At 68.3% G+C, this 25,034-nt stretch carries 23 protein-coding genes; 13 read left to right on the forward strand and 10 right to left on the reverse strand.

What is annotated here, in order from left to right; translation table 11 throughout:
- The first annotated feature begins 103 nt into the window (after positions 1-103).
- Both AB3K92_RS29215 and AB3K92_RS29220 read left to right on the forward strand, forming a co-directional pair.
- Positions 104-1,933, forward strand: a complete 1,830-nt coding sequence (locus tag AB3K92_RS29215; RefSeq protein ID WP_321896061.1) for an acyl-CoA dehydrogenase — start codon at positions 104-106, stop codon at positions 1,931-1,933.
- Positions 1,934-2,081: 148 nt separating this feature from the next.
- Positions 2,082-3,062: an NADPH:quinone oxidoreductase family protein gene (locus tag AB3K92_RS29220; RefSeq protein WP_369466361.1), complete on the forward strand. Its 981-nt coding sequence runs from the start codon at positions 2,082-2,084 to the stop codon at positions 3,060-3,062.
- Between the two features lie 100 nt (positions 3,063-3,162).
- Here the strand turns inward: AB3K92_RS29220 and AB3K92_RS29225 are convergent, their stop codons facing one another.
- Complete coding sequence (locus AB3K92_RS29225) at positions 3,163-3,699, reverse strand: PadR family transcriptional regulator (RefSeq protein ID WP_369466363.1); 537 nt, start codon at positions 3,697-3,699, stop codon at positions 3,163-3,165.
- A 150-nt stretch (positions 3,700-3,849) separates the two neighbouring features.
- Here AB3K92_RS29225 and AB3K92_RS29230 point away from each other — a divergent pair, with 150 nt between their 5' ends.
- Together AB3K92_RS29230 and AB3K92_RS29235 are read left to right on the forward strand one after the other, a co-directional pair.
- The gene (locus AB3K92_RS29230) at positions 3,850-5,874 is read left to right on the forward strand and encodes an FAD-dependent oxidoreductase (protein WP_369466365.1); all 2,025 of its coding nucleotides are present in this window, start codon (positions 3,850-3,852) and stop codon (positions 5,872-5,874) included.
- Between the two features lie 43 nt (positions 5,875-5,917).
- Complete coding sequence (locus AB3K92_RS29235) at positions 5,918-6,358, forward strand: nuclear transport factor 2 family protein (protein WP_059486766.1); 441 nt, start codon at positions 5,918-5,920, stop codon at positions 6,356-6,358.
- Positions 6,359-6,541: 183 nt separating this feature from the next.
- On the opposite strand, the gene AB3K92_RS29240 is transcribed toward AB3K92_RS29235, so the two are convergent.
- From AB3K92_RS29240 to AB3K92_RS29260, 5 genes are read right to left on the reverse strand one after another with little or no spacing between them, the layout of a single operon-like run.
- Complete coding sequence (locus AB3K92_RS29240; RefSeq protein WP_059677650.1) at positions 6,542-7,618, reverse strand: S9 family peptidase; 1,077 nt, start codon at positions 7,616-7,618, stop codon at positions 6,542-6,544.
- A 13-nt stretch (positions 7,619-7,631) separates the two neighbouring features.
- Complete coding sequence (locus tag AB3K92_RS29245; RefSeq protein ID WP_369466367.1) at positions 7,632-9,299, reverse strand: bifunctional 3-(3-hydroxy-phenyl)propionate/3-hydroxycinnamic acid hydroxylase; 1,668 nt, start codon at positions 9,297-9,299, stop codon at positions 7,632-7,634.
- A 50-nt stretch (positions 9,300-9,349) separates the two neighbouring features.
- On the reverse strand, positions 9,350-10,417 hold the full coding sequence (locus AB3K92_RS29250) for a maleylacetate reductase (protein WP_059590034.1): 1,068 nt from the start codon (positions 10,415-10,417) through the stop codon (positions 9,350-9,352).
- Between the two features lie 7 nt (positions 10,418-10,424).
- Complete coding sequence (locus AB3K92_RS29255; RefSeq protein WP_048025876.1) at positions 10,425-10,727, reverse strand: Dabb family protein; 303 nt, start codon at positions 10,725-10,727, stop codon at positions 10,425-10,427.
- Positions 10,724-11,605, reverse strand: a complete 882-nt coding sequence (locus AB3K92_RS29260) for an intradiol ring-cleavage dioxygenase (RefSeq protein WP_369466370.1) — start codon at positions 11,603-11,605, stop codon at positions 10,724-10,726. Before AB3K92_RS29260 ends, AB3K92_RS29255 begins: the two co-directional genes overlap by 4 nt.
- Positions 11,606-11,722: 117 nt before the next feature.
- On the opposite strand from AB3K92_RS29260, the gene AB3K92_RS29265 reads away from it, so the two are divergent.
- The 7 genes from AB3K92_RS29265 (at position 11,723) to AB3K92_RS29295 (ending at position 19,153) form a co-directional block, all read left to right on the forward strand.
- Complete coding sequence (locus AB3K92_RS29265; protein ID WP_369466371.1) at positions 11,723-12,646, forward strand: LysR family transcriptional regulator; 924 nt, start codon at positions 11,723-11,725, stop codon at positions 12,644-12,646.
- Positions 12,647-12,808: 162 nt separating this feature from the next.
- Entirely contained in the window at positions 12,809-13,717 is a 909-nt protein-coding gene (locus AB3K92_RS29270; RefSeq protein WP_369466373.1) for a transporter, read from the forward strand.
- Positions 13,718-13,828: 111 nt separating this feature from the next.
- A complete protein-coding gene (locus tag AB3K92_RS29275) occupies positions 13,829-13,978 on the forward strand; it encodes a hypothetical protein (protein WP_369466374.1) in 150 nt (49 codons plus the stop codon).
- Between the two features lie 234 nt (positions 13,979-14,212).
- The gene (locus tag AB3K92_RS29280; protein ID WP_369466375.1) at positions 14,213-16,303 is read left to right on the forward strand and encodes a TonB-dependent receptor; all 2,091 of its coding nucleotides are present in this window, start codon (positions 14,213-14,215) and stop codon (positions 16,301-16,303) included.
- 29 nt (positions 16,304-16,332) lie between these two features.
- Entirely contained in the window at positions 16,333-17,100 is a 768-nt protein-coding gene (locus tag AB3K92_RS29285) for an ABC transporter ATP-binding protein (RefSeq protein WP_059627677.1), read from the forward strand.
- Entirely contained in the window at positions 17,097-18,113 is a 1,017-nt protein-coding gene (locus tag AB3K92_RS29290) for an ABC transporter substrate-binding protein (RefSeq protein WP_369466377.1), read from the forward strand. Before AB3K92_RS29285 ends, AB3K92_RS29290 begins: the two co-directional genes overlap by 4 nt.
- Positions 18,110-19,153, forward strand: coding sequence for an iron ABC transporter permease (locus tag AB3K92_RS29295; protein WP_059863456.1), 1,044 nt, complete (start codon positions 18,110-18,112; stop codon positions 19,151-19,153). The genes AB3K92_RS29290 and AB3K92_RS29295 overlap by 4 nt, the downstream gene beginning before the upstream one ends.
- 54 nt (positions 19,154-19,207) lie before the next feature.
- On the opposite strand, the gene AB3K92_RS29300 is transcribed toward AB3K92_RS29295, so the two are convergent.
- Entirely contained in the window at positions 19,208-20,584 is a 1,377-nt protein-coding gene (locus tag AB3K92_RS29300; protein WP_021157222.1) for an ATP-binding protein, read from the reverse strand.
- On the reverse strand, positions 20,585-21,310 hold the full coding sequence (locus tag AB3K92_RS29305; protein ID WP_021157221.1) for a response regulator: 726 nt from the start codon (positions 21,308-21,310) through the stop codon (positions 20,585-20,587). It lies immediately after the preceding gene.
- Between the two features lie 246 nt (positions 21,311-21,556).
- Here AB3K92_RS29305 and AB3K92_RS29310 point away from each other — a divergent pair, with 246 nt between their 5' ends.
- Positions 21,557-22,303, forward strand: coding sequence for a MipA/OmpV family protein (locus tag AB3K92_RS29310; protein WP_369466378.1), 747 nt, complete (start codon positions 21,557-21,559; stop codon positions 22,301-22,303).
- 287 nt (positions 22,304-22,590) lie between these two features.
- Complete coding sequence (locus AB3K92_RS29315; protein WP_021157219.1) at positions 22,591-22,926, forward strand: hypothetical protein; 336 nt, start codon at positions 22,591-22,593, stop codon at positions 22,924-22,926.
- 22 nt (positions 22,927-22,948) lie between these two features.
- Here the strand turns inward: AB3K92_RS29315 and AB3K92_RS29320 are convergent, their stop codons facing one another.
- Both AB3K92_RS29320 and AB3K92_RS29325 read right to left on the reverse strand, forming a co-directional pair.
- Complete coding sequence (locus AB3K92_RS29320) at positions 22,949-24,340, reverse strand: hypothetical protein (RefSeq protein ID WP_369466379.1); 1,392 nt, start codon at positions 24,338-24,340, stop codon at positions 22,949-22,951.
- Positions 24,341-24,376: 36 nt separating this feature from the next.
- On the reverse strand, positions 24,377-24,640 hold the full coding sequence (locus AB3K92_RS29325; protein WP_021157217.1) for a PAAR domain-containing protein: 264 nt from the start codon (positions 24,638-24,640) through the stop codon (positions 24,377-24,379).
- Positions 24,641-25,034 lie beyond the last annotated feature (394 nt).

Genomic DNA, 25,034 nt, shown 5'->3' on the forward strand with positions numbered 1-25,034 from the left:
CCGTCGTTGTTGTTTGCGAACGACCGTGCTAAATTCCTGCCAGCATTCGCAATCACGGAACCCTTCATTCGGCTGACGAAGCCGGCCCCCGGGAGGCAGCACGATGAGCTTGTTGATGTCGCGACGCGATCTCGCGTTCCTGTTGTACGACTGGCTCGATGCGGAGGCGCTCGTCGCGCTGCCGCGCTACGCGGAGCACAGTCGCGAGACGTTCGACGCGGTGCTCGATACCAGCGAGCGGATTGCCGAAGACCTGTTCGCGCCGCATGCGGCACGAGGCGATCGCGAGGAACCGCACTTCGACGGCGAGCGCGTGACGCTGATCCCGGACGTCGAGCCGGCCGTGCGCGCCTTCGCGGACGCCGGGCTGATCGCCGCGGGCCACGACGAAGCGCTCGGCGGCATGCGCTTGCCGAAGCTGGTCGAAGCCGCGTCGTTCCTGTTCTTCCAGGCCGCGAACATCGCGACCGCCGCCTATCCGTTCCTGACCGTCGCCAACGCGAACCTGCTCGTCGCGCATGGCACTCCCGCGCAGATCGACGCGTTCGCGCGCCCGGAGCTGGAAGGGCGCTACTTCGGCACCATGTGCCTGTCCGAGCCGCAAGCCGGATCGTCGCTGTCCGACATCGCGACGCGCGCGGATTTCGAGTGCGACTCGCCGCTCGGCCCGCGCTACCGGCTGACCGGCAACAAGATGTGGATCTCGGGCGGCGAACACGAGTTGACGGAGAACATCGTCCACCTCGTGCTCGCGAAGATCCCCGACGAACACGGCCGCCTGCTGCCCGGCACGCGCGGCATCTCGCTGTTCATCGTGCCCAAGTACCTGCCCGGTACCGACGGCGCCGCGCAGGGCGAGCACAACGACGTGGCGCTCGCCGGGCTGAACCACAAGATGGGCTACCGCGGCACCACCAACTGCCTGCTGAACTTCGGCGAAGGCACGCGCTACCGGCCGGAAGGGCGGGCGGGTGCGATCGGTTATCTGGTCGGCCAGCCGAACCACGGCCTCGCGTACATGTTCCACATGATGAACGAGGCGCGTATCGGTGTCGGCGCGGGCGCGGTGGCGCTCGGCTACACGGGTTATCTGCATGCGCTCGACTACGCGCGGAACCGGCCTCAAGGGCGTCCGCTGGGGCCGGCGGGCAAGGATGCCGCCGCGCCGCAGGCGCCGATCGTCGAGCATCCGGACGTGCGGCGCATGCTGCTCGCGCAGAAGGCCTATGTCGAAGGCGGTCTCGCGCTGATCCTGTACTGCGCGAAGCTGGTCGACGAAGCACGCGCGCATGACGACGCGACCGTGCGCGCCCAGGCCGGGCGGCTGCTCGACATCCTGACGCCGATCGCGAAAAGCTGGCCGTCGCAATGGTGTCTCGCGGCGAACGACCTCGCGATCCAGGTGCACGGCGGCTACGGCTACACGCGCGATTACGCGGTCGAGCGGCTCTATCGCGACAATCGGCTCAACCCGATACACGAAGGCACGCACGGAATCCAGGCGCTCGACCTGCTGGGCCGCAAGGTCGCGCAGGACGATGGCGCGCTGCTGCACGCACTCGACGGGAGAATCGGCGCGAGCGTCGAACGCGCGCGGGCCCTCGATGCCGGCCTGCTAGAGCAGGCCGATGCACTGGCGCAGCGCTGGTCGCGGCTGGTCGACGTCACGCGACAGCTCGGCGCGATCGGCGATCAGCAGGCGCGGCTCGCGAACGCGAGTGTCTATCTGGAAGCGTTCGGCCATCTCGTCGTCGCGTGGCTGTGGCTCGACGTGACGCTCGCCGCGCACGGGCAAGCCGGCGATTTCCACGACGGCAAGCGTGCGGCCGCCCGCTACTTCTTCCGCTGGGAGTTGCCGAAAGTGGACGCACAGCTCGATCTGCTGTCGAGCGTCGACACGACGACGCTCGACATGCGCGACGCGTGGTTCTGAACGTAGTCGAATCCACATTCCGGAATGCTGACGATATCGCGAAGGCCGGTTCGGATGGCCGTCGCCCACACGTCGTGAACCGGGCGCGCGGGAGCATCCCGCAAACCGCATCGATGCGCGGCCACGCCGCGCAAGGAGAGAGAAGCGCATGAAAGCCCTGTTGTGTACCGCATTTGGCCCGATCGACAGCCTGCGCATCGAAGACGTCGCGATTCCCGAGCCGGCGGCCGGCCAGGTCCGGGTCAACGTGAAGGCCGCGTCGCTCAATTTCCCCGACGCGCTGATCGTCCAGGGGTTGTATCAGGTGAAGCCGGCGTTGCCGTTTTCGCCGGGCGCCGAGTTTGCCGGCGTGATCGACGCGGTCGGCGACGGTGTTACCGCATGGCGGCCCGGCGATTCGGTGGTCGCGTTCACGGGGCACGGCGGGTTCGCGCAGCAGTGTGTGGCCGATGCGCACCAGATCGCCCCGTTGCCGCCAGGGATGACGTTCGAGCAGGGCGCGGCGCTCGTGCTCGCGTACGGCACGTCGCTGCACGCGTTGCAGCAGCGTGCGCGACTGCAGGCGGGCGAGACGCTGCTCGTCCTGGGCGCGGCGGGCGGCGTCGGGCTCGCCGCGATCGAGATCGCGAAGGCGCTCGGCGCGCGCGTGATCGCGGCGGCGTCGAGCGCGGACAAGCTCGCGCTGTGCCGCGAAGCCGGCGCGGACGAGACGATCGACTACGCGACCGAAGACCTGCGCCGCCGCGTGGACGAACTGACCGGCGGGCGCGGCGCCGATGTCGTCTACGATCCGGTGGGCGGCGCATACACCGAGGCGGCGCTGCGCGCGACCGCGTGGCGCGGCCGGTTCCTCGTCGTCGGGTTCGCGGCCGGCGAGATTCCGAAGATCGCGCTGAACCTCGCGCTGCTCGAGGAGCGCGACATCCTCGGCGTGTTCTGGGGCGATGCGGTGCGCCGCGACCCGGCGCAGCATGTCGCGAACATGCGCTTGCTGGCGGAATGGTTCGCGGCCGGCAAGGTGCGGCCCGCGATCACCGAGCGCGTGCCGCTGGCCGGCGCGACCGACGCGATCGCGCGGATGGCGAACCGGCAGGTGAAGGGCAAGGTGGTGATTCTGCCGGACGCGTGACTACGATATGGCGCGTCGCGGCGCGAAGCGCGCCACGACGGCTGCGTGCACCGGTGCAACACCGGTGCAGCCGAGCCGGTGGCCGCCGCGCGAACCCGGCTCAGTCCTTCGGCAGGCGCAGCGTGTCGAGCGCATGCTGCGAAAACTCGACCCAGAACCGCTCGTTCGCAATGCCGGCCTGCAGCACCAGATGCTGCAGGCGCTTCGTGCGTGAATCGTCGGGCGTCGAAAAGTCGCGCGCCTCGATTTGCAGATAGAGATCGAGCTTTTCCTGGTGAAGCGCGATGCGCCGCCCGATTTCGTCCTCGAGGCCGGCCGGCCCGAGCACCGCTTCCGCGCGCAGGCGCACCATCAACGCTTCGCGCAGCGGCGTCGGATCTTCCGGTTCGGCGATCCAGCGCCGCAGTTCCTTTTTGCCGGCCGGCAGGATCCGGTACGCGCGCTTGCGGCCGCGTCCCGATTCGGCGGGCAGCGATTCGATCCAGCCCGTTTCCTCGAGGCGCCCCAGTTCGCGGTAGATCTGCTGGTGCGTGGCCTGCCAGAAATAGCCGATCGAGCGATCGAAGCGGTCGGCGAGCTCGGACCCCGAACCGGGACGTTCGGCGAGCGCGGTGAGGAGTGCGTGAGGCAGGGACATGTCGGATCGGCGGAGGCAGCGGAATGAACCGCATCTTGCCATATCGGGGCCACAGTACAAGTCGCGGGTCACGTTTATGCAACTTGTTGCGTAAACGAACGCGGTGAACTACCATCTGTGCAACTTGTTGCATAAAAATGGAGACACCCGATGGCATCCCGCTATCCGCATTTGACGACCCCGCTCGAACTGGGCTTCACGTCGCTCAGGAACCGAGTACTGATGGGGTCGATGCACGTCGGCCTCGAGGAGGCGCCGCATGGATTCGAGCGAATGGCGGCGTTCTACGCGGAGCGCGCGCGAGGCGAGGCCGGCCTGATCGTCACGGGTGGTTTCGCGCCGAACGAGCGCGGCCGTCCGGCGCCGGGCGGCGCGATGCTGACGACCGAAGCGGAAGCCGAACGCCATCGCGTCGTGACGCGTGCGGTGCATGCGGAGGGCGGCAGGATCGCGCTGCAGATCCTCCACTTCGGGCGCTACGCATATCACCCGGCGCTCGCCGCGCCCAGTGCGCTGAAAGCGCCGATCAACCGGTTCACGCCGCATGCGCTGAGCGGCGACGAAGTCGACGAGACGATCGCCGATTTCGTCCGATGCGCGGCGCTTGCGCAGCATGCGGGCTACGACGGTGTCGAGATCATGGGGTCCGAGGGTTACCTGATCAACGAGTTCATTGCCGCGCGCACGAACCATCGCGACGACGCGTGGGGCGGTGCTTACGAGAATCGCATCCGTTTCGCGGTCGAGATCGTGCGGCGCGTGCGCGAGCGGGTGGGCAAGAACTTCATCGTCATCTACCGGCTGTCGATGCTCGATCTCGTCGAAGGCGGCTCGACGCTCGACGAGGTGATCCGGCTCGCGCAGGCGATCGAGACGGCCGGCGCGACGATCATCAATACCGGCATCGGCTGGCACGAGGCGCGCATACCGACCATCGCGACCAAGGTGCCGCGCGCCGCGTACGCATGGGTCACGCGGCAATTGATGGGCAAGGTCGGCATCCCGCTCGTGGCGACCAACCGGATCAACACACCGGAAGTCGCCGAACAGCTGCTCGCCGACGGCTATTGCGACATGGTGTCGATGGCGCGGCCATTCCTCGCCGACGCCGAATTCGTGCGCAAGGCGCGGGAAGGGCGCGCGGACGAAATCAACACGTGCATCGGCTGCAACCAGGCGTGCCTCGACCATACGTTCAGCGGCAGGATCACGTCCTGCCTCGTGAATCCGCGCGCCTGCCACGAAACCGAGCTCGTGATCCGCCCCGCACGGCAGCGCAAGCGCATCGCGGTGGTCGGTGCCGGCCCGGCGGGACTCGGTTTCGCGGTCACGGCGGCCGAGCGCGGTCATGCGGTGACGCTGTACGAAGCGGGTGCCGAGATCGGCGGCCAGTTCAACATTGCGAAGAAGGTGCCCGGCAAGGAAGAGTTCAATGAAACGCTTCGTTACTTCCGCCGGCAGATCGAGTTGCGCGGGATCACGCTGCACGTCAATACGCGCGCGAGCGCCGAGATGCTGCTGCAGGGCGAATTCGACGAGGTGGTGATCGCGACGGGCATCGTGCCGCGCACGCCGCCGATCGACGGCATCGGGCATCCGAAGACGCTCGGTTATCTCGACGTGCTGCGCGACGACAAGGCCGTGGGCCGCAGCGTCGCGATCGTCGGCGCCGGCGGTATCGGTTTCGACGTCGCGGAATATCTGGTTCATCGCGATGGCGGCGAACAGGCGGACGCGGACCGGTTCTTCAACGAATGGGGCGTCGATCGATCGTATGCGAGTGCCGGCGGGCTGGGCCGTGCGCAACCCGAGCCGGCCGCGCGGCAGGTGCATCTGCTGCAGCGCAAGGCATCGAAGATCGGCGACGGGCTCGGCAAGACCACCGGGTGGATCCACCGCACGGCGCTGAAGGCGCGCGGCGTCGGCATGTCGTCGGCGGTGACGTACCGTCGCATCGACGACGAAGGATTGCACGTGACGATCGACGGCGTCGAACAGACGCTGCCGGTGGACAACGTGGTGATCTGCGCGGGGCAGGAGCCGTCGCGCGAACTGGCGGAGCAACTGCAGGCCGCCGGATGCCGCGTGCATCTGATCGGCGGCGCACACGAGGCCGCCGAACTCGATGCGAAGCGTGCGATTCACCAGGGCACGACACTGGCCGCGACGCTTTGACGCCGATTCGTTTCTTTTCCGTCCGATGAGTCAGGAGACTTCGATGACACACGCACCGCTGCAAGTTCATCCCGCTGTCGCGAAATCGCTCGACGCGTGGCATGCGATGATCGACAACAAGGATTTCAGTGCACTCGAATCGATCGTTCACCCGGATGCGGTGTTCCGTTCGCCGATGGCGTTCAAGCCGTACGGGCCGGCACCCGCGCTGTTGATGGCGCTACGCACGGTGATCACGATCCTCGAGAATTTCGTCTATTACCGCCAGTTCGTCACCGACGACGGCCTGAGCGTGGTGCTGGAATTCAGCGCGAGCGTCGGCGACAAGGCGCTGAAAGGGATCGACATGATCCGCTTCGACGAAGAAGGGCGGATCGTGGAATTCGAAGTGATGATCCGGCCGTTCAATGCGCTGCAGGCGCTCGGTACGGAAATGGGCGCGCGGCTCGGGCAGCAGTTGCCGGCGTTCAAGGTTGGCAGTTGAAGCGGGTCATGATTGCGCAACTGCGCGCGTATCCCGGTTCGGCCGGCCGTCGTGAGCGGATGGCGAAGTACGCCTTCACGCACGTGGAAATCGACGGCGTCGCGGCAAGCGGCGACGCGACGTCGTCATGCCTGATGCCCCGCGCGGTGTCGACCGTCGGCACGGCCGGCACCGCATGCGTGTTCACACCACTGCCGCCCGCGCCAGCCGCTCGGCGAACCAGTCGCAGACGAGCGCGGTGCGCTCGGACGCGTGGTTGTAGATCGTGTGCTCGCCGTCCGACCAGACCTTGAGCGTCGCATCGCCTGACGTCGCGGCATCGAGAAACGGCTGTTGATCGTCGATCCGGATCAGCGGATCTTCACCGCCGTGCAGCACCAGCAGCGGACACGCGATACGGTCGCGTTCGGACGAGAAACTCATCCGCGCGAAGTTCGCCGCCACGGCATCGGGATCGTCGTTGCCGAGCATCGCCGCGGCCTGCTCGACGAACGTGCGGAACGGCAGCAGCGTCGGCGCCGCGAGCGCGCCGTTCACGCAGCAGGCCGCGATCCGTCGGTCACTCGCGGCAGTCGACGCCGCCCACAACCCGCCGATGCTGTTCCCCCAGATACCGATCGGCCCGGGCACATGATCGGCGACGTGATCGACGAAGCGCCGATAGGCGGCGCTCATGTCGACGTCGACGAAGATCCGCTGTTCGAGCCGCGTCTCGCCCTGGCCCGGCCCCTCGGCGAGCAGCGTGGCGAGGCCGCGTGCCGCGAGTGCGCGCGCGATCGGCCAGTACGCGAAGCCCCAGCCGCTCTGGCCGCCGAACACGATCACGGTGCCGCGTACGCGCTCCGCCGGCGGTCGCACCAGCCAGCCGATCAGGCGCGCATCGCCGAACGGCGCTTCGACACGTTCGATGCGCTTGTCGGACCAGCGCGCGAGGCCGTGCGACGCGTCGACGAGCCGCGCATAGAGCGCGCGCTTGCGCGGCACGTCGTGGTTGAACGCCATCTGCGCGAACAGCAGGTTCGCGATGGCCATCGCCTGCGCGTCGGCGGCCGTGACCCGGTGGCCGGCACCCGCCGCCTGCGCGGCGCGCGCGAGCTGCGCGTCGGCCAGCGCTTCGGCCGCGACGTCCCACGGTTCGCCGGTGGACGTGCGGGCGTGCAGCGCGGTTGCGTCCGCGTAGTCCATCCCGCAATCGAGCAGGCGCGTGACGGGCATCGCGCGCTGCAGCGACAGCGCGAACGGTGACAGTTCGGTCGTCATGCGTCGGTCTCCTTCACGATGCGTGGGTGACGGCTGCCGAAGCCGCCGAAGCCGCGGCAGGCTCGCTCGAAACGGCGGACCAGTGCAGTGTGTCGCGCAGCGCGTCGACGAGCGCGCCGAGATCGCACAGGTCGCTTACCGAACCGAACACGATGAAATCGGGCCGCTTGATATACGCGGCGATGCCGTGCGCGTGCATGAACGCGTGCTGCTCGCCGTCGAGATCGACCACGGCATCCGGCGCGCACACGTCGTCGGCCAGCACGGCCACGTGACAGCCGAGCTGCGCGAGGAATGCGCGCTGCGCGTCGTCGAGATGGCGGGCAGGGTGCGCGCGCGTGACGAGCTGGAAACCCTGGCCGACCACGTCGTCGAAACGGCCCTCGGCCGCGCCGCGCCTCGCGCGGCCTTGCGGGGCCGGTGCGCCCGTCGTCGGCAGCAGCGTGCCGTCGGCTTGCGCGTGCACGATGCCGTGGCCGAGCTTCGGGAACGGCGGCATCGGCGGCATGTTGCCGGAGCGGAACGCCGCGTCCCGTTCGGCGACCTTGCGCGGATCGTCCTCGTTGACGACCTGCCCGAGAAACAGCGACATCTGCGTGATCGCCGTCACGTGCGGGCGGCGCTCGGCTTCGTAGGTGTCGAGCAGGTCGGCGGACGCGCGCCCGGTCAGCACCAGGTCGAGCTTCCACGCGAGGTTGATGCCGTCGCGCATGCCGGAGCACGCGCCTTGTCCCATGTACGGCATCATCGTGTGCGCCGCATCGCCCGCGAGCAGCACGCGGCCCGCGCGCCAGCGTTCGGCCATCCGCGTCTCGAACGTGTAGACGACGTGCCGCAGCAGCTTCAGGTCGTCCGGGCCGTAGCCGTAGTGGTCGTTGAGCCACTTCCAGCCGGCTTCTTCCGTTTCCCATTCGGCCGTCGATTCGTTCGGCAGCACGCGCAGCTCGAAACGCGTGCGCTTCGTGCCGATCGGCATGTGCATGTACGCGCGCGCCGGATCGCAGTAGATCGTCGTGCGCGCGCAGCCGTCGCCGAGATCGCGCTTGTTTTCCGAATCGAGATTGAGCCAGCGTTCGTTGTAGCCGAAATCGGAGCGTTCGATGCCGAGCGTGCGGCGCACGAGGCTGTTCGCGCCGTCGGCGCCGATCGCGTAGCGCGCACGAAAAACGCGCGGCCTGTCGGTCCATTGCGCGTCCTGGACGCAGCGGGACGGATGCGCGGTCAGCGTCACGCCGTCGTCGTCCTGCTGCAGCGTATCGACTTCCCAGCCGCGCAGGATCGTCACGTTCCTGAAGGCGCTGGCGCGTGCATCGATCGCGTCCTCGATGTCGGGCTGGTAGATCGAGATGTGCGCGGGATAACCGCATGCGCGTCCGGTCCAGTTCAGTTCGAGCAGCAGGTCGCCGTTCGCGTCGCAGTAGTGATAGGTGTCGACTGCCTTCGCGTTGCGCAGCGCGTGATCGACGTCGGCACTGGCCTGCACGATGCGCGCGGTTTCGCCGTCGATGTGCGTGAGGCGCGGCAGGCCGTAGGGCGTCGGCCAGCGTTCGAGGACGATCACGCGATGGCCGGCGCGGCCCAGCATCGATGCGGCGACGAGGCCGGTCGGGCCGTAGCCGACGATCGCGACGTCGCAGTGTTCGGCGGTGCTGTCGCCGTGCGCGCTCGATTCGGTATTCATGTGGGGTGTCTCCATGACTGTGGCGTTTGTTGGTTTGTCGTGTGATCGATTCAGCGCGCGGTCGTGCCGGGCAGGTTGCCGTCGAACGCGTCCTGCAGCAGCGCGCGCAGGCCGTCGCGTTCGATCGGGCGAGGGTTCCAGTACGGATTGGCGGCCGCGAGATCGGCCGCGCGATCGAGATCGGCTTCCTGCATGCCGATCGCCTTCAACGAGACGGGCGCGCCGTTGTCGAGCGCCAGTGCATAGAGGCCGCGCGCCGCGTCGTTCGTGCCGATCGCGCGGGCGATGCGCTGCATCGCGTCCGGCGCGTGCGCCGCGTTGTACGCGAGCGCATGCGGCAGCACGACCGTATGGGTCGGCGCGTGCGGCAGGTTGAAGCTGCCGCCGAGCGTATGACAGAGCTTGTGGTGCAGCGCCATGCCGACGTTGCCGAGCACCATCCCGCACAGCCACGCGCCGTAAAGCGCGTCGCCGCGTGCGCCGAGATCGGCGGTGTCGCGGCGCACGCCGGGCAGGCCGCGCGCCAGCGCGCGGATTCCTTCCTCGGCGACGAGGCTCATCACCGGGTTCGCGTTGTTCGCGTAGAGGCCTTCCGCTGCGTGCGCGATCGCATTGAGCCCGCTCGTCACGGACAGCTCGACGGGCAGCGTGACGGTGAGCGCGGGATCGTAGATCACCGTTTTCGGCAGGACGCGCGCGTCGGAGCCCGTGCGCTTGATGCCGCCTTCCGTCAGGCCGTAGATCGGGGTCATCTCGCTGCCCGCATACGTCGTCGGGATGGCGAGGATAGGCAGGCTGCTTTCGAGCGCGATCGCCTTGCCGAGGCCGATCGTCGAGCCGCCGCCGATCGCGATCGCGCAATCCGCACCGCACGACCGGGCGAACGCCTGCGCATCGCGGGCGATTTCGATCGGCACGTGCATCGTCGCGCGATCGTACAACCCGGCCGCGCGCGCGCCGAGCCGCTCGACGATGTATTGCGCGAGGTCGCGCTGCTCCGGCGTGCAGAGCACGAGCGCACGCTGCGCGCCCAGTTCCAGCACTTCGCGTTCGAGATGGTCGAGGCTGCCTGCGCCGAAGATCACGCGTGCGGGGCGTGCCTGGTAAATGAAATTCATGTCGTCGTCACTCCATTGCGTAGTCGACCTGGTGGCGCGCGATGCGCAGGCCGGCCAGTGTGTCGCGTACGCGTGCGTGTTCAGGATGCGTCGTGTATCCGTCGAGCGCTTCGCGCGACTCGAATTCGGCGACGAGTATCAGGTCGCACGCGTAATCGGCCGCGCTGAAATCCGCGCCGACCTCGAGGTGCGTCATGCCTGGAATCCGGCCGCGCAGGCTTTCGAATGCACGCTTCACGCTGGCGCGTGCCGCCGCGCGTTCGCTGTCGGTTTCGCCTGCGACGTTCCACATCACGACGTGCCGGATCATGCGCCGCGCCCGGCGGGATTGAGCACGAAGTCGTAATCGAGCGTGTAGAACGGCGTGTCCATCCGCGAACCGTCCGGCGCGATGCCGGGCGCGTGCCGCACCCAGTCGGCGACGAGCGTCGACCGTACGCCGAATACCGCGTCGGAGTCGAGATAACGATCGCCGTCGCGAAACACGTGCGTGATCAGCGTTTCGTAACCGCGCGCCGCGATCATGAAGTGCAGGTGCGCGGGGCGCCACGGATGACGGCCGAGCGCGTCGAGCATGGCGCCGACGGGGCCGTCGTGCGGAATCGGATACGGTTCGGCGAGGATCGAGCGGAACGCGTAACGGCCGTCGGCGCCGGTGCGCAGCCGGCCGCGCGCGCGATGCGTGACCGAACCGTCGTCGGCCGGCAGTTGGACGTCGTAGTGCCCGTCCTCATCGGCTTGCCAGACTTCCAGCGACGCGTGCGCGACCGGCATGCCGTCGATGCTGCGCACATGGCCGGATACGAAGCAGGGTTCGCCGCATGCGCCGTTCGCGATGTCGTCGAACATCCCGAAGTCGCGGCTGCCTTCGACGTAGAACGGGCCGAATACGGTCGCCTCCGTGCAGCCGGCCGGCTTCGCATTGTTCTGCGCGGTGACGAGGGTCGACAGCCCGAGCACGTCGGAAAGCAGGATGAATTCCTGGCGCTTGTCGTCGGTGATGTGCCCGACCGCGGTCAGGAAGCCGATCGCGGCTTGCCATTCGGCCTCGGTGAGCTTCGTCTCCCGCGCAAACGAATGCAGGTGCTGGACGAGGCTGGTCATGACCGTGCGCAACCGCTCGTCGCGACAGCCGGAGAGCGATGCGATCACGGCCTGCGTGATGGTGTCTTCGTTGAGATTGCGCATGGGGTTGTCTCCTGATGTCGTTGGATGGCGCGTTGACGTAACATTAATTCCTCCCTGGATCGTAAAAAAGATGGTTTGGAGGAGTTTTGTTCTCCGCCAAGTGGAAGAATCCAACGCATGGACAAGTGGACGCAGATCGAATTTTTCGTGCAGGTCGCCGAGTTGGGGAGCCTGTCGAAGGCCGCCGAGCGGCTCGGCATGTCGAGCGCGGCGGCGAGCCGCTGCCTGAATGCGCTGGAGGAGCGGCTGGGGGCGCGGCTCGTCGAGCGGACTACGCGCCGCCTGTGGCTGACCGACGCGGGGCACGAATACCACCGGCGCTGTGTCGCAATCCTGACGGAGCTGTCGGAGGCCGATGCGGCGGTCAACGAAACGAGCGTCAATCCGGCCGGCACGCTGCGCGTGACCGCTTCCGTATCGTTCGCGTCGATCTATATCGCACCGGCGTTGCCGGAGTTTCACCGGCGCTACCCGAACCTGAACGTGCAGATCATCGCGGCGAACCGCTACCCGGATTTCATCGAGGCGGGCATCGACGTGGCGATCCGCACGCGCGAGCATGAAGCGGATTCGGGCATCACCGTGCGCAAGCTCGCCGAGACACGGCGCGTGCTGGCCGCGTCGCCCGGGTATCTGGCGAAGCACGGCGCGCCGGCGACACCCGATGCGCTGTGCGACCACCGGTTGCTGGTCTACAACCTCGCGAACGATCCGTACGCGCTGCATTTCCGCCGCGGCACGAAGAAGCAGTCGGTCACGATCAAGAGCGTGCTCGATGCGAACGAAGGGCAGGTGATCCGCGCGGCGGCGCTTGCCGGGCTCGGCATCCTGATCCAGCCGCTCTACATCGTCCACGAGGATATCGTCGCGGGGAAGCTGGTGCCGGTGCTCACCGACTGGCAACTGCCGGCACTCACCGTCAACATCGCGTACCAGAGCCGCCGTCACCAGCCCGCGAAGATCCGTGTCTTCACCGAATTCCTGATCGAGCGTTTCGAACGCCTCGGGCTCGCGCGCAAATGGAAGGAAGTCGGCCGCTGATCGCGGGTCGTCGCCGCGCCGCCGCGCATTTCTCCGTATAACGAAGAACTGTTCTCCTGAACGTCGTCTTTTTCGCCGCTGTCGTGCGCTTTACATTGCGTCTCCCCGGGCCTGCGATGCCCGGCCCGCGATGACACGATAACAATCCGGTCTGGAGACGACATGAAATTCACCTTGCGACGTGTACCCTTGGCATTCCTGATCGCCGGCGCCATGCAGGTTCCGGCGTCGGCCACGGAGAACGGGCAGATCAGCTATCCGTTCGGCGTCAACACCGTGCTGAACGGGCTGCTTCCGCCGCCCGGCAACACGCAGTACTTCAACTACGCGCTGTACTCGGTATCGAACCGGTTTGCCGGGCCGGACGGCGGCGGCGCGGTGCCGGGGTTCCACCTGAGCGTCGTCGCGGAAACGCCGCGCGTGGTCCACACCTGGGGCGCGACGTTCGGGCCGTTCTCGCTGTCGAGCAGCGCGATCGTGCCGATCGTGCACCTGCACCTGTCGACGCCGGTCGGTACGGGAAACCGCACGTCGCTCGGTGACGTGATCGTCGAGCCGTTCATGATCAACTACGCGAACGCATCGAAGACCTTCTTCGCGTTCTTCTCTCCGTCGTTCGCGGTGCCGAGCGGCGCGTATGCGGCGAACCGGATCGCGAACACGGGGTTGAACACGTATGCGTTCCTGCCCTACGTCAGCACGACCTGGTTTCCGGATCGCGACTGGGAGATCTCGACGACCACGCTGCTGGAGCTGAATTCGCCGAACCATGCGACGCGGTACCACTCGGGTGCGGTGGCCGTGCTCGATTACCTGGTCGGCTATTCGATCGACCGGCGCGTGCAGGTCGGCGTGCAGGGCACGTTCCTGAAGCAGTTCACCGACGATACGCAGGACGGCATCAAGGTCGCGTCGGACGGTTTTCGCGGGCAGTCGGTCGCGATCGGCCCGCAGCTGCGTTACATGTGGGGGCCGGCGTCGGGCGTGGTCGTGAAATACCAGCACGAGTTCGCGGTGCGCAACCGGCCGCAGGGCGACAAGCTGTGGGTGCAGTTCAGTTTTCCGATCTAGGCGGCGACGTTGCGCCGGCCGGTCGCGGCGCGCGTCATGGGCACGAGTGGCCGGTCGACGAGGGCCGGCGCGCTGTTGTGATTGCGTTTGCATCGCGGCGTCGAAAGCGGCATGCCTCGGGCAACTGCCTTCCCGGCGGCCGACGCGGTCGTGTCGTCGACACGTGAGCCGGAATACCGGCCGAATTATCCAGGGATGCTGCCGCTGCGACCCGTCGCGGGTTCCAGCCGCGAGCCGGGCGTACTGATCCACGAATCCTGACAAAACCCTGACGGAATAAATTGATATAACGTATCATCCGACGTTTGGATCGACGGCCGTCCGAGGCTGTCGGGCAAGCCACGTGCGACGAAACCACACGAAGACCGATACGAAGTGACGAAGACGAAACACAGGCGGGCGCGCGACGCGCGGCTGCACGCCGGCTCGCGCCGGTACGACGGGGGATGGCGCTCGCGTGCCGCGTATGGTTGCGCAACCTGGGTGGGGTGTGCGATGGCGACGTCCGCCGCGCTTGCCGCGGAAGCGGCCGCACCTGCACCCGACGACCGCCATGCGCTGCCGGCGATCAACGTCAGCGCGCGATCCGCACCGGCCGACCCGCTGACCCGACCGCTCGAGACGGGCTCGCGGCTCGGGCTGGCAAGTCTCGATACGCCGGCAAGCGTCGAGTCGGTCACGGCCGACACGATCGAGGCGCGCGGCGATCGCACGGTGCTCGATGCGGTGACGCGCACCGCGGGGTTCGCGAGCGCGATGGCGCCCGGTACCGGCGGCACCGCCTTGAGCGTGCGCGGTTTCAGCGGGCAGGAATCCGTGATGACGCTGCTCGACGGCGTGCGGCTGATGCCGGCGGCCGGCACGATCACCTTTCCGTTCGACACGTGGTCGGTCGAGCGCATCGAGGTGCTGCGCGGCCCGGCGTCGGTGCTGTATGGCGAAGGAGCGATCGGCGGCGTCGTCAACGTGGTGCCGAAGCGGCCGCAGCGCACGCGCGAGACGACGCTGCAGGCCGGCGTCGGTGCCGACGGCGCGAAGCGCTTTGCGTTCGATACGACAGGCGCGCTCGGCCCGCGGTTGTCATATCGCTTCTACGCGAGCGATGCACGCGCGAACGGCCTCGCCGAGCGGGCCGATACGCATACGACGGCCGTCGGCGGCGCGCTGAAATTCGACGTGAGCCCGAAGCTCACGCTGACGCTCGACTTCGACTATGGCCGCCAGATGCCGGCGACCTACCATGGTGTGCCGGCACCGAACGGCGTGCTCGATCCGTCGCTGCGCAAGCTCAACTACAACGTCGGCGATGCGACGATTGCCTACTACGACCAGTGGACGCGCCTGTCGGCCCGCTACCGGCCGACGGCCGGCGTGACGATCGACAACCAGCTCTACTACCTGACGTCGAACCGTCACTGGCGCAATGCGGAATCGTACGCGCTCGACACCGCGACGGGTCTCGTCACGCGCGGGGACTATCTCGACATCGGCCATCACCAGCGGCAGATCGGCGATCGGCTGAGCGCACGCTTCGACGGCACACTGTTCGGCCGCGCGAACCGTTTCGTCGTCGGTACGGAATTCAGCCAGGTCACGTTCAGTGGTACCAACAATTCGCCGTATGGCGGCGAATCGACGGTGCCCGCGCACGGTTTCGATCCCGGCGTGTTCACGAGCCCCGACCCGACGGTGCCGCAGTTCAGCACGCGGGCACGGCAGGCGGCGGTGTTCGCCGAGAACCGGCTCGACGTGCTGCCGCGGCTCGCATGGGTGAGCGGCCTGCGCTACGACCACATCGCGTTCAGCCGCGAGCAGGCGGCGACCGGCGCCGGCTTCGACAAGCGCTTCGCGAACGTCGGCTGGCGCACGGGCTTCGTGTTCGAAGTCGCGCCGACGCTCAGCGCGTATGCGCAGTACACGACGGGCGCGGAAGGGCTCGGGTCGCTGTTGACGCTGTCCGCGTCGCAGGCGAACTACCGGCTTGCCACCGGCGAACAGTGGGAGGCCGGCGTCAAGCAGACGCTGCTCGACGGCCGCGCCTACTGGACCTTCGCCGTGTACGACATCACGAAGCGCAACCTGCTCAGCACCGATCCGTTCAATCCCGCGCTGCGCCAGCAGGTCGGCCGGCAATCGTCGCGCGGCATCGAGCTGACGGGCGGCGCGCGGCTGCCTCACGGCTGGACGGTCGACGCGAACGTCGCGCTGCTGCGCGCGCGTTATGACGAGTTCAGCCAGAAGGTCGGCAGCGCGACGGTGTCGCGCGCCGGCAATGCGCCGGCCAACGTGCCGCAGCAGACGGCGAACCTGTGGCTCGGCTGGGCGTTTGCCGAGCGCTGGCAGGCGAATGCGGGCATGCGCTACGTCGGCGCGACGTACGGCGACGACGCGAACCGCATACAGGTGCCGTCGTACACGGTGTTCGATGCATCGCTGCGCTGGCAGCCGACGGCGCGCACCGAGCTTTCGCTGTACCTGCGCAATCTCGCGAACCGCACGTACGCGGTGACGACGTCGAACGGCGGCGAGCAATGGCTGCTCGGCCCGTCGCGCTCGGCGGAGCTCGTCGCGACGATGCGCTTCTAGTGCGGCGCGGCGAGCCTCCCGTGGCGCACATGCTCGACATCGAACGCGTGAGCTGGTCTCCCGGCGGCGCGATCGCCGTGCTCGATTCGGTGACGCTGAGCGTGGCCGACGGCGAGTTCGTCGGGCTGGTCGGCCCGAACGGCAGCGGCAAGACGAGCCTGCTGCGCTGTGTGTTCCGTTACGCACGGCCCGATGCGGGCCGTGTCGCGCTCGACGCGCAGGACGTGTGGCGCATGCGGCCGCGTGCGGTCGCGCAGCGCATCGCGGTGCTGCAGCAGGAGACGCCCGACGATTTCGGGCTGACGGTCGATGAACTGGTCGGCATGGGGCGCACGCCGCACAAGCGGCCGTTCGACGCGGAGACGGCGGACGATCGCCGGATCGTCGAATCCGCACTGCACGACGTCGGCCTCGTCGAGCGCCGCGCGCAACGCTTCGCGTCGCTGTCGGGCGGCGAGAAGCAGCGCGCGCTGCTGGCTCGTGCGCTCGCGCAGCAGCCCGAACTGCTGCTGCTCGACGAACCGACCAACCATCTCGACCTGCGCCATCAGCTCGAACTGCTCGCACGTGTGCGGCGCCTCGGCATCGCGACGCTCGCCACGATTCACGATCTCAATCTCGCGGCCGCGTATTGCGACCGGCTCCACGTGCTCGCGCACGGCAGGGTCGTCGCATCGGGCGCGCCGGCCGACGTGCTGACCGACGCGCTGCTGCGCGACGTGTTCGGCGTCGTCGCGCTCGTCGATCGCCATCCGGTCACGGGCCGGCCGCGCATCACGCCGCTTCATCCGGAATGACCGCCATGCCGTTTCCTGTCCTGCACTCCGCGTTGCAGTCTGTGTTGTCGTCCGCATTCCGCCGGCTGGTTGCCGCGACCCTGCTCGGCTGCGCGGCCGCGCATGCGGGTGCCTATCCCGTCACCGTGCGCAGTTGCGATCGCGACGTGACGTTCGACCGCGCGCCGACGCGCGCGGTGAGCAACGACGTGAACCTGACCGAGATGATGCTCGTGCTCGGCCTGAAGGACCGGCTCGTCGGCTACACCGGCATCGGCGGCTGGAAGACGGGCACCGCGCGCGTGCGCGACGCGCTGCGGGGCGTGCCCGAACTCGCGAGCCAGTATCCGTCGCTCGAGGTGCTGGCGGCCGCGCGTGCCGACTTCTATCTCGCGGGCTGGAACTACGGGATGCATGTCGGCGGTGCGGTGACGCCGGCGACCCTCGCGCCGTTCGGCATCCGGACGTACGAGCTGACCGAATCGTGCTCGCACGTGATGAAGCAGACGGCCGCGTCGTTCGACGACGTGTTCCGCGACCTGAACAATCTCGGCCGGATCTTCGGTGTCGACGCGCGCGCCGCGCAGGTCGTGGCCGCGATGCGCGCGCGTCTCGCGGCGGTGTCGCGCGCGATCGGGCGTCCGGCGCCGCTGCGCGTGTTCGTCTACGACAGCGGCACCGACAAGCCGATGACGGCCGGCGCGCTCGCGATGCCGACCGCGCTGCTGACGGCGGCCGGGGCGCGCAACGTGATGGCCGACCTGCCGCGCAGCTGGACGCAGGTGAGCTGGGAAAGCGTGGTGGCGCGCGATCCGCAGGTAATCGTGATCGTCGATTATTCGGCCGTGACGGCCGCGCAGAAGCAGCAGTTCCTGCTGAGCCAGCCGTCGCTCGCGCGCGTGGCCGCCATTCGCGACCGGCGCTTCATCGTGATTCCCTACGATGCGGCGACACCGGGCCCCGAGAACGTCGCAGCCGTCGAGACGCTGGCGCGCGCGCTGTATCCGGCCGCGTTCGCCGGGCCGGCGCGATGAGCAGGCACGTGCGTGCTTCGCGGCCCGGCATGCGCACGGTGCTGCCGGCGCTCGCGCTGCTGCTGGTCGTGTCGATCGTCGTATCGGCCGCGTTCGGTCCGGCGCCGATCGCGATGCCGGCCGCGGTGCGGATCGTCGCCGCGCACATCGTGCCGGCGTTCGGCGAGGCCGGCGCGTTCGCGGCGGCGGCGGCGGGCGACGACAGCATCGTCTGGCTGATCCGGATGCCGCGCGCGCTGCTCGCCGCGATCGTCGGCGCGACGCTGGCAGCGGTCGGCGTCGCGTTGCAGGCGGCGACCGCGAACCGCCTGGCCGATCCACACCTGCTCGGCGTGAGCGCGGGCGCGATGCTCGGCGCCGTCGCGGTCACCGTGCTGGCCGGCGCGGCACTCGGCCCGTTCACGCTGTCGGCTGCCGCCTTCGCCGGCGCGCTCGCGGCGACGGCCTGCGTCATCGCGCTCGCTTACCGGCGCGGCCGGCTCGAATCGGACCGGCTGCTGCTCGCGGGCGTATCGGTGTCGTTCATGATGGCCGCGTTCGGCAACCTGCTGCTGTATCTCGGCGATCAGCGCGCCGCGTCGTCGGTGCTGTTCTGGATGCTCGGCGGCGTCGGGCTCGCGCGTTGGGATCTGCTGCCGGTGCCGGCCGTGTGCGCGACGCTTGCCGGCGGCGCGCTGTACGCGCGCCGGCGCGAACTGAATGCGCTGATGTCGGGCGACGTGGCCGCGGCCGCGCTCGGGGTGCCGAGCGCGCGGATGCGGCGCGAGGTGTTCGTGGTCGCGTCGTTCGCGACCGGTGCGATGGTGGCGGTGAGCGGGGCGATCGGCTTCGTCGGGCTCGTGACGCCGCATCTGTGCCGCCGCGTCGTCGGTGCCGAGCACGGCAGGCTGCTGCCGGTTGCCGCGCTGACCGGCGCGATCCTGCTCGTGTGGGCCGATGTGGCGGCCCGCACGCTCGCGGCGCCGGAGGATCTGCCGATCGGGATCGTGACCGCGATGTTCGGCAGCCTGTTCTTCGTCGCGCTGCTGCGCCGCCGCTGAGCGACGCGTGTGCACCGGCGGCGGGCGCGCAGGCGAGGGCGCCTGCGGCGCGCGTCATTGCCGCGGGACGGCCATGCCCGTGCCGCGGCCGGATGCGTCGCCCTGCGCGACGGTATCCGGCACGTCGAACAGGTTGTCCGGCAGCGTCCGCACGGGCAGTGTGATCACGAAGCGTGCGCCGCCGAGCGGTGAATCCTCGAGCCGCACGTCGCCGCCGTGCACCAGTGCAACGCGTCTCACGATCGCGAGCCCGAGCCCGAAGCCGCCGGTCTGCCGATCGCGGCTGGAGTCGAGCCGCTGGAACGGTTCGAATACGCGGGCGCGTTCGGCGGCCGGAATACCGGGGCCGTCGTCGTCGACGCTCAGCACGAGCGCGCCGGACGCGTCGCGTGCGGCGGCGAGCAGCACGGTGCGCGAGGCATAGCGTGCGCCGTTGCGGATCAGGTTCAGCAACGCGCGGGCAACCAGCTTCGGGTCGCACACGTGGGTCGCGGGGGCACCGAGCGTCGATACGTCGAGCGAGATGCCGCGATCGGCGACATCGTTCGAGACGTTGCCGGCGACGCTGTCGATCAACGCGTCGACGACGACTTCCATCGGCGCGAGCTGGCTCGCGCCCTGTTCGAGCCGGCCGATCGTCAGCAGCTCGGTGACGAGTTCGTCGAGTTCGCGCACGTCGCGGCGCAGCGCGTCGCGGCGTTCGCGCATCCGACCCGTTTCATCCGGCTCGGCGAGCAGCGCGAGGCCGAACTCGAGCCGCGCGAGCGGCGTCTTCAGTTCGTGCGAGATGCCGTGCATCATTTCGCGCTGCTGCTTGATCGACGCCTCGATGCGCTCGGCCATGTCGTTGAACTGTTGCGACAGTTCGTCGATGTTCGACTTGCCCGACAGCTTCACGCGCGTCGACAGCGTGCCGGAGCCGAATGCGCGTGCGGCGTCCTGCAGCTTGCGCAGGTCGCGCCAGTGATAGTGAACCCACAGCACCACCGCGAGCAGTGCGCTGAGCGCGAGCAGCATGTATGCATAGATCTTGATGTCGAGGCTGAATGCTTCGATCGGCCGCGCATGCAGTACCGAACCATCCGCGAGCGGCATGTAGTAATCCTTGCGGTCGTAGCTGATCGAGATTCGGCCGGCGTCGAGATCGCGCAGCGGCTCGCCGCTCAATTGCGCTCGGGCGGTGGCCATCGGCATGAAGTCGAACCTTTCGTTGCCGTGTTTCGCGAGCTCGCGCAGCGCGAACTTGCGCTGCTCGCCCGGGTGGCGTTCGAGGTAATCGTTGAGCACGAACGCGTAGGTCGTCAACGACTCCCGCTCCGCCTGCGCGGTGCGATCGTAGAAGATCCGGTCGAACGACAGCTGGACGAAGATGATCGACGCGGCGACGAACAGGATCACGACGAGGTACAGCCTGATCAACGGACGCAGCATTTATTCGTCCCACGCGGAAGGGCTGAACAGGTAGCCGCGGCCCCAGATCGTCTTGATCTTGTGCGGCTCCGACGACGCATCCTCGAAGCGGCGGCGCAGCTTCGAGATGCCGGAATCGACCGAGCGGTCGAGTCCGTCGAACTCGATCCCGCGCAGCTGCTTCAGGATGTCGTCGCGGCTCAGCACGGTGCCGGCCGCGCGCGCGAGGATCAGCAGCAGGTTGAATTCGGCAGTCTTGAGGTCGACCGGCTCGCCGCGCCAGGTCACGGTGCGGTTCGGCGGCGAGATCGCCAGCTCGCCGAACACGAGCGCTTCGGGGGCGGCCACGGGCGTGTCGGCGGCGGCCGGCTGCGCACGGCGCAGCAGCGCGCGGGCGCGCGCGACCAGCACGCGCGGCTCGATCGGCTTCGTCACGTAGTCGTCGGCGCCCGTCTCGAGGCCCGCGACCTGGTCGTAGACGTCCAGGCGCGCGGTCAGGATCAGCACGGGGACGTTGGTGAACGCGCGGATGCGCCGGCAGACTTCCATGCCGTCGAGGTTCGGCAGCATCAGGTCGAGTATCACGAGGGCCGGCTGGTGCTCGCGCACCGCCGCGACGGCGAGGTCGCCGCGCCGCACGACCGTCACCGCGAATTCATAGCCGTCGAGGTATTCGCGGACGAGCTGCGCCAGGCGGTCGTCGTCTTCGATCAGCAGTACGCGGTATTTGAGTGGATCTTCGTTCATGGTCTCCTCTTGACGCACGCGTCAACTCACGCCCCGGCAAGCCGGTGCGCGGCGCGGCACGCGAATTCTATCCGGCGCGCCGAAGGCCGGGGGAGCGGGGCGACAATCTCGAACAATCGAACACAATTGAGCACAGATTTTCCGAAGATTCAGGACAGTCTCGGCGCGGGGCGGCACCTAGACTGCGGGCTCCGTCACTTCTATCTCAATATTGTGCGCCCAATACTTCGCCGCTACCGCTATTGCATGCCGCTCGCCGGCCTGACCCTCGCCGCCGCCGCCCACGCGGAAAACCAGTATTCGCTGTCGCTCGGCGGTGGTTTCGCACCGCGCTATCCGGGCAGCAACCAGTATCGCGGTGTCGTTGCGCCGGGGCTTTCCGCGAAGTTCGGTAACGGCTTCTTCATCGACAGCACCGAGGGTGCCGGCTACCGGCTCGACCTGCCGCACGGCGTGTTCCTGTCGGCGGCCGTGAGTTACGACGCGGGCCGTGCGGACGAGAACCGCTTCGACCTGCCGGGCTCCGACTACCTGAAGGGCATGGGCCGGATTCCGGGCTCGGTGCTCGTGGGCGTGCGCGCGGGCGTGACGCTCTTCAACGCGGCGGAGCTGAGCGTCTCGATCGACACACCGGTGACGCACACGTCGCGCGGCGTGTCGGGGCACATGGATCTCGCGGTGCCCGTGTTCAAGACCTCGCAGCACGAGATCATCGTGACGGGAACCGTGCACGCGGGCTCGGGGCGCTACACGCAGACGTTCTACGGCGTGACCGACGCACAGTCGATGACGAGCCGGTTCCGGCCGTATTCGACGAGCGGCGGGATCGACAGTGCGTCGATGGCGATCGCGTGGAACTGGACGCTGTCGCAGCACTGGTCGGTGCTCGCGACGGGTGGCGTGACGCGCTTGCTCGGTCGCTACGGTGACAGTCCGATCGTCCAGTCGCGCAGCAACTATTACGGCATCGCGGGCGTGACCTACAAGTTCTGAGTGAGTTGCGGGCGCGCGCATGCCGCACGCGCGGGCGTCGGTGCCGGCGCCGGTGTTGCAGCCGTCGCGGCGAATCGCGTGCGGTAACATGCAGGCGGGTCCGGCGCCGTGCCGGACTTGCGACCCGGTTCGCCGATACGGCCGGACCGTATTGCGTCACTGCCGGCATTCGCCGGCCGGCCTTCGTCGGGGAACGGTCGGCGGCGCGCGGCACCGATCATTCATGCGGCGCCGGGCCGTGCACGAAGGCCGTACACGTCACACCGGGGCGCGACAGGGAGAAACCGATGAAGAACACGATCGCGATACTCGTTGCACTCGTTGCGAGCGCAACCTTTGCAGGATGTGCGGACATGGACACGAAGCACCCCAACGCCACCGCCGGCGGCGCGGTGATGAACCCCGCGCCGTCGGGTGCCGCGAGCGCGTGCAAGGCGGACGCCGCGCCGGACGACGCGCTGGTCGGAAAAACCGAGGCCGATGCGGCCGCGCTGCTCGACGGCTGCCTGTGGCGCGTGCTCGAGCGCGACGGCAAATCGCTGCCGGGCACGATGGACTATCGCCAGGAGCGACGCGACCTCGGCATTCGCGACGGCAAGGTGATCTGGGTGCGGCGCGGGTGAGGGAGTCGGCCGCTGTGTCCGGTTATGCGGTGGCCGTCCCGGATTGCCGCGCGAAAGCGGCAGTGTCGGCCGTCGTCGCGGGGGTGACGAGCATCACGCCGCGTGCGAGCGGATCGCTGACCGATGCCGCGAATACCGCTTGCCGCTCCTCCGTCGCGCGATCGGCGGCGACCGCAAGCGCCGCCAGCGCGAGCGCCGCGCCGCTTGCGCCGTTGGCGAGCCCGAGGTGGCGGCTGCGTTCGGCGGCCTCGGCGCCCCAGGTCTGTTCGCCGACCGTCACGACTTCGGTGCGACGACTGCCGCGCTGATCGGCGTCGGTGACGAATCCGGGTGCCGTCAGGTCGGGGTGCAGCATCGACAAGCGTGTACTCGCCGCAGTGAGCAGTTGCCCGAGCGTCGTCGAATCAGCCTTGCCGTGATCGGCGGAACCCGCGCGGCGCGCGGAAGCGATGCGATGGAGCGACGGCACGGGCGTCGCATGCGGGGCGTCGGGATGAGCGAGCAGCAGCGCGCATGCGCCTTCGCCGGGCGTTACGCCGTCCGGCCGATCCCGGCCGTAGAGCCGGCCCGCGCGATCCAGCGCGTCGACGGCGTCCTGGCTTGCGGTGGAGTCGAATGCGAGCACGACGTGCAGATCGGCGGACGGTTGCAGGTGCAGCGCCTGGATCAGTTCGTCGATGACCGCCCACGCTTGTACGGGATCGGCGACCGTGCGCAGTTGCGCGCGAACGATGCCCGGCGCGACGGCTTCGCGTGCCGTGTGCGCATCGAGCCATGCGGCGAGCGTTGCGGCGACCGGTTGCCAGCGGTCCGGCATCAGCAGGTGGAGCCTGAGCGGCGGCGCGTTCGCGCCGGACAGCACGGCATGCCGCTCGCGCAATTCGTCGAGTGCATCGGCGGCCAGCAGCAGCCCGCGCCAGTGCTCGTCCTGAAGTGTTTCCTGCGCGCCCGGCGCGAGGAGGCTCGCATCGAACCGGTCGGGCGACACCGAATCGACCGTGCTGGCGAATACACCGGTTCCGTCCGGGCGTTGCAGTTCGGGATGAAGCGCGACGGGGTGCTCTTCCCGGGCCGCCGCATCGATTTCCGCGGTCGTCGCACCCGTCGGCAGCCGGACGCTGCTGTCGAGCAGAAGGGCCGACCACGTGTGCGACTCGGCATCCTGCGTGGCCGTCGCGTCCTTCGACGCGGACGTCGCCGCCGGTGCGGCCGCCGCGGGTGCCGGGCGCCGGCCGAGCCCCCGGCGCAACCACGCCACGCAAACGGCGAGCGCCGCCGGCAGCACGAGCCCGCACAGCAGGAGGTCTCCGGTGGTCGGTGCATGTCGGGTCGCCTTCCACCAGACGAACACGGCGACCCACACCGCAACGAATAGCGCGGCGACGAATGCCGTTTTGCGCAACCCCGTGATCATTTCCTTCCATTCCCCCGTGACTTGCCGACGCGTGTGTCAGTTGCCGTCACTGCCTGCCGTTCTGCTTGCGACCAGCACGGCGCCGCAGGCCGTCTTGTAGCCGTCGCGTGCGACGCCTTCGCCTTGCACGATCATCGTGTCGTCGCCGTCGACGATGTGATTCGGGCCGTGTACCGGACACGTCACCGTGTCGTTGCGGCGAGCGATGCCGCGACCGTCGACCGACGACAGCGTCGATGCACTGGTCACGGTGCCGCCATGGCTGTGCTTGTCACCAAGGACGATGAAGGGTTGGGTCATCCGGATAGGCCTCCTTGCTGGATCGTCGTCGATGCATCCGGATTTCCCGATCCCGGATGTCATCGGCGACGCTTTTCGAATCCATTTCGACTGAATCAGGTATTTATTACCTTTCGGAAATAATTGCCTGATTCGGCCGGATAGTCAGGTAGCTGTCGAACTGAAAGCAGCCATTATCGCGTGTGAAGCCCGCACGTCAAGGTTTCGAGTTTTTTGTCAGGTGTTTTCCTGTAGCGGAGTCTGACTGTGTAATTTAAAATAGTAAGCTTCAAAAAAAGGGTGCATCCATTCAGCCAGCCAGTTGGCTGCGCTCCGCCTGATGGCGGGGCAGGTGCCCGTAGCGGGCAGTGCTGCAGGGGAATTCCGCGTGTTTCCTGCCGGTTCGGCGTGGCGA

Origin of the sequence: Burkholderia sp. Bmkn7 (assembly GCF_041103175.1) — a bacterium.
GTDB lineage: Bacteria > Pseudomonadota > Gammaproteobacteria > Burkholderiales > Burkholderiaceae > Burkholderia > Burkholderia cepacia.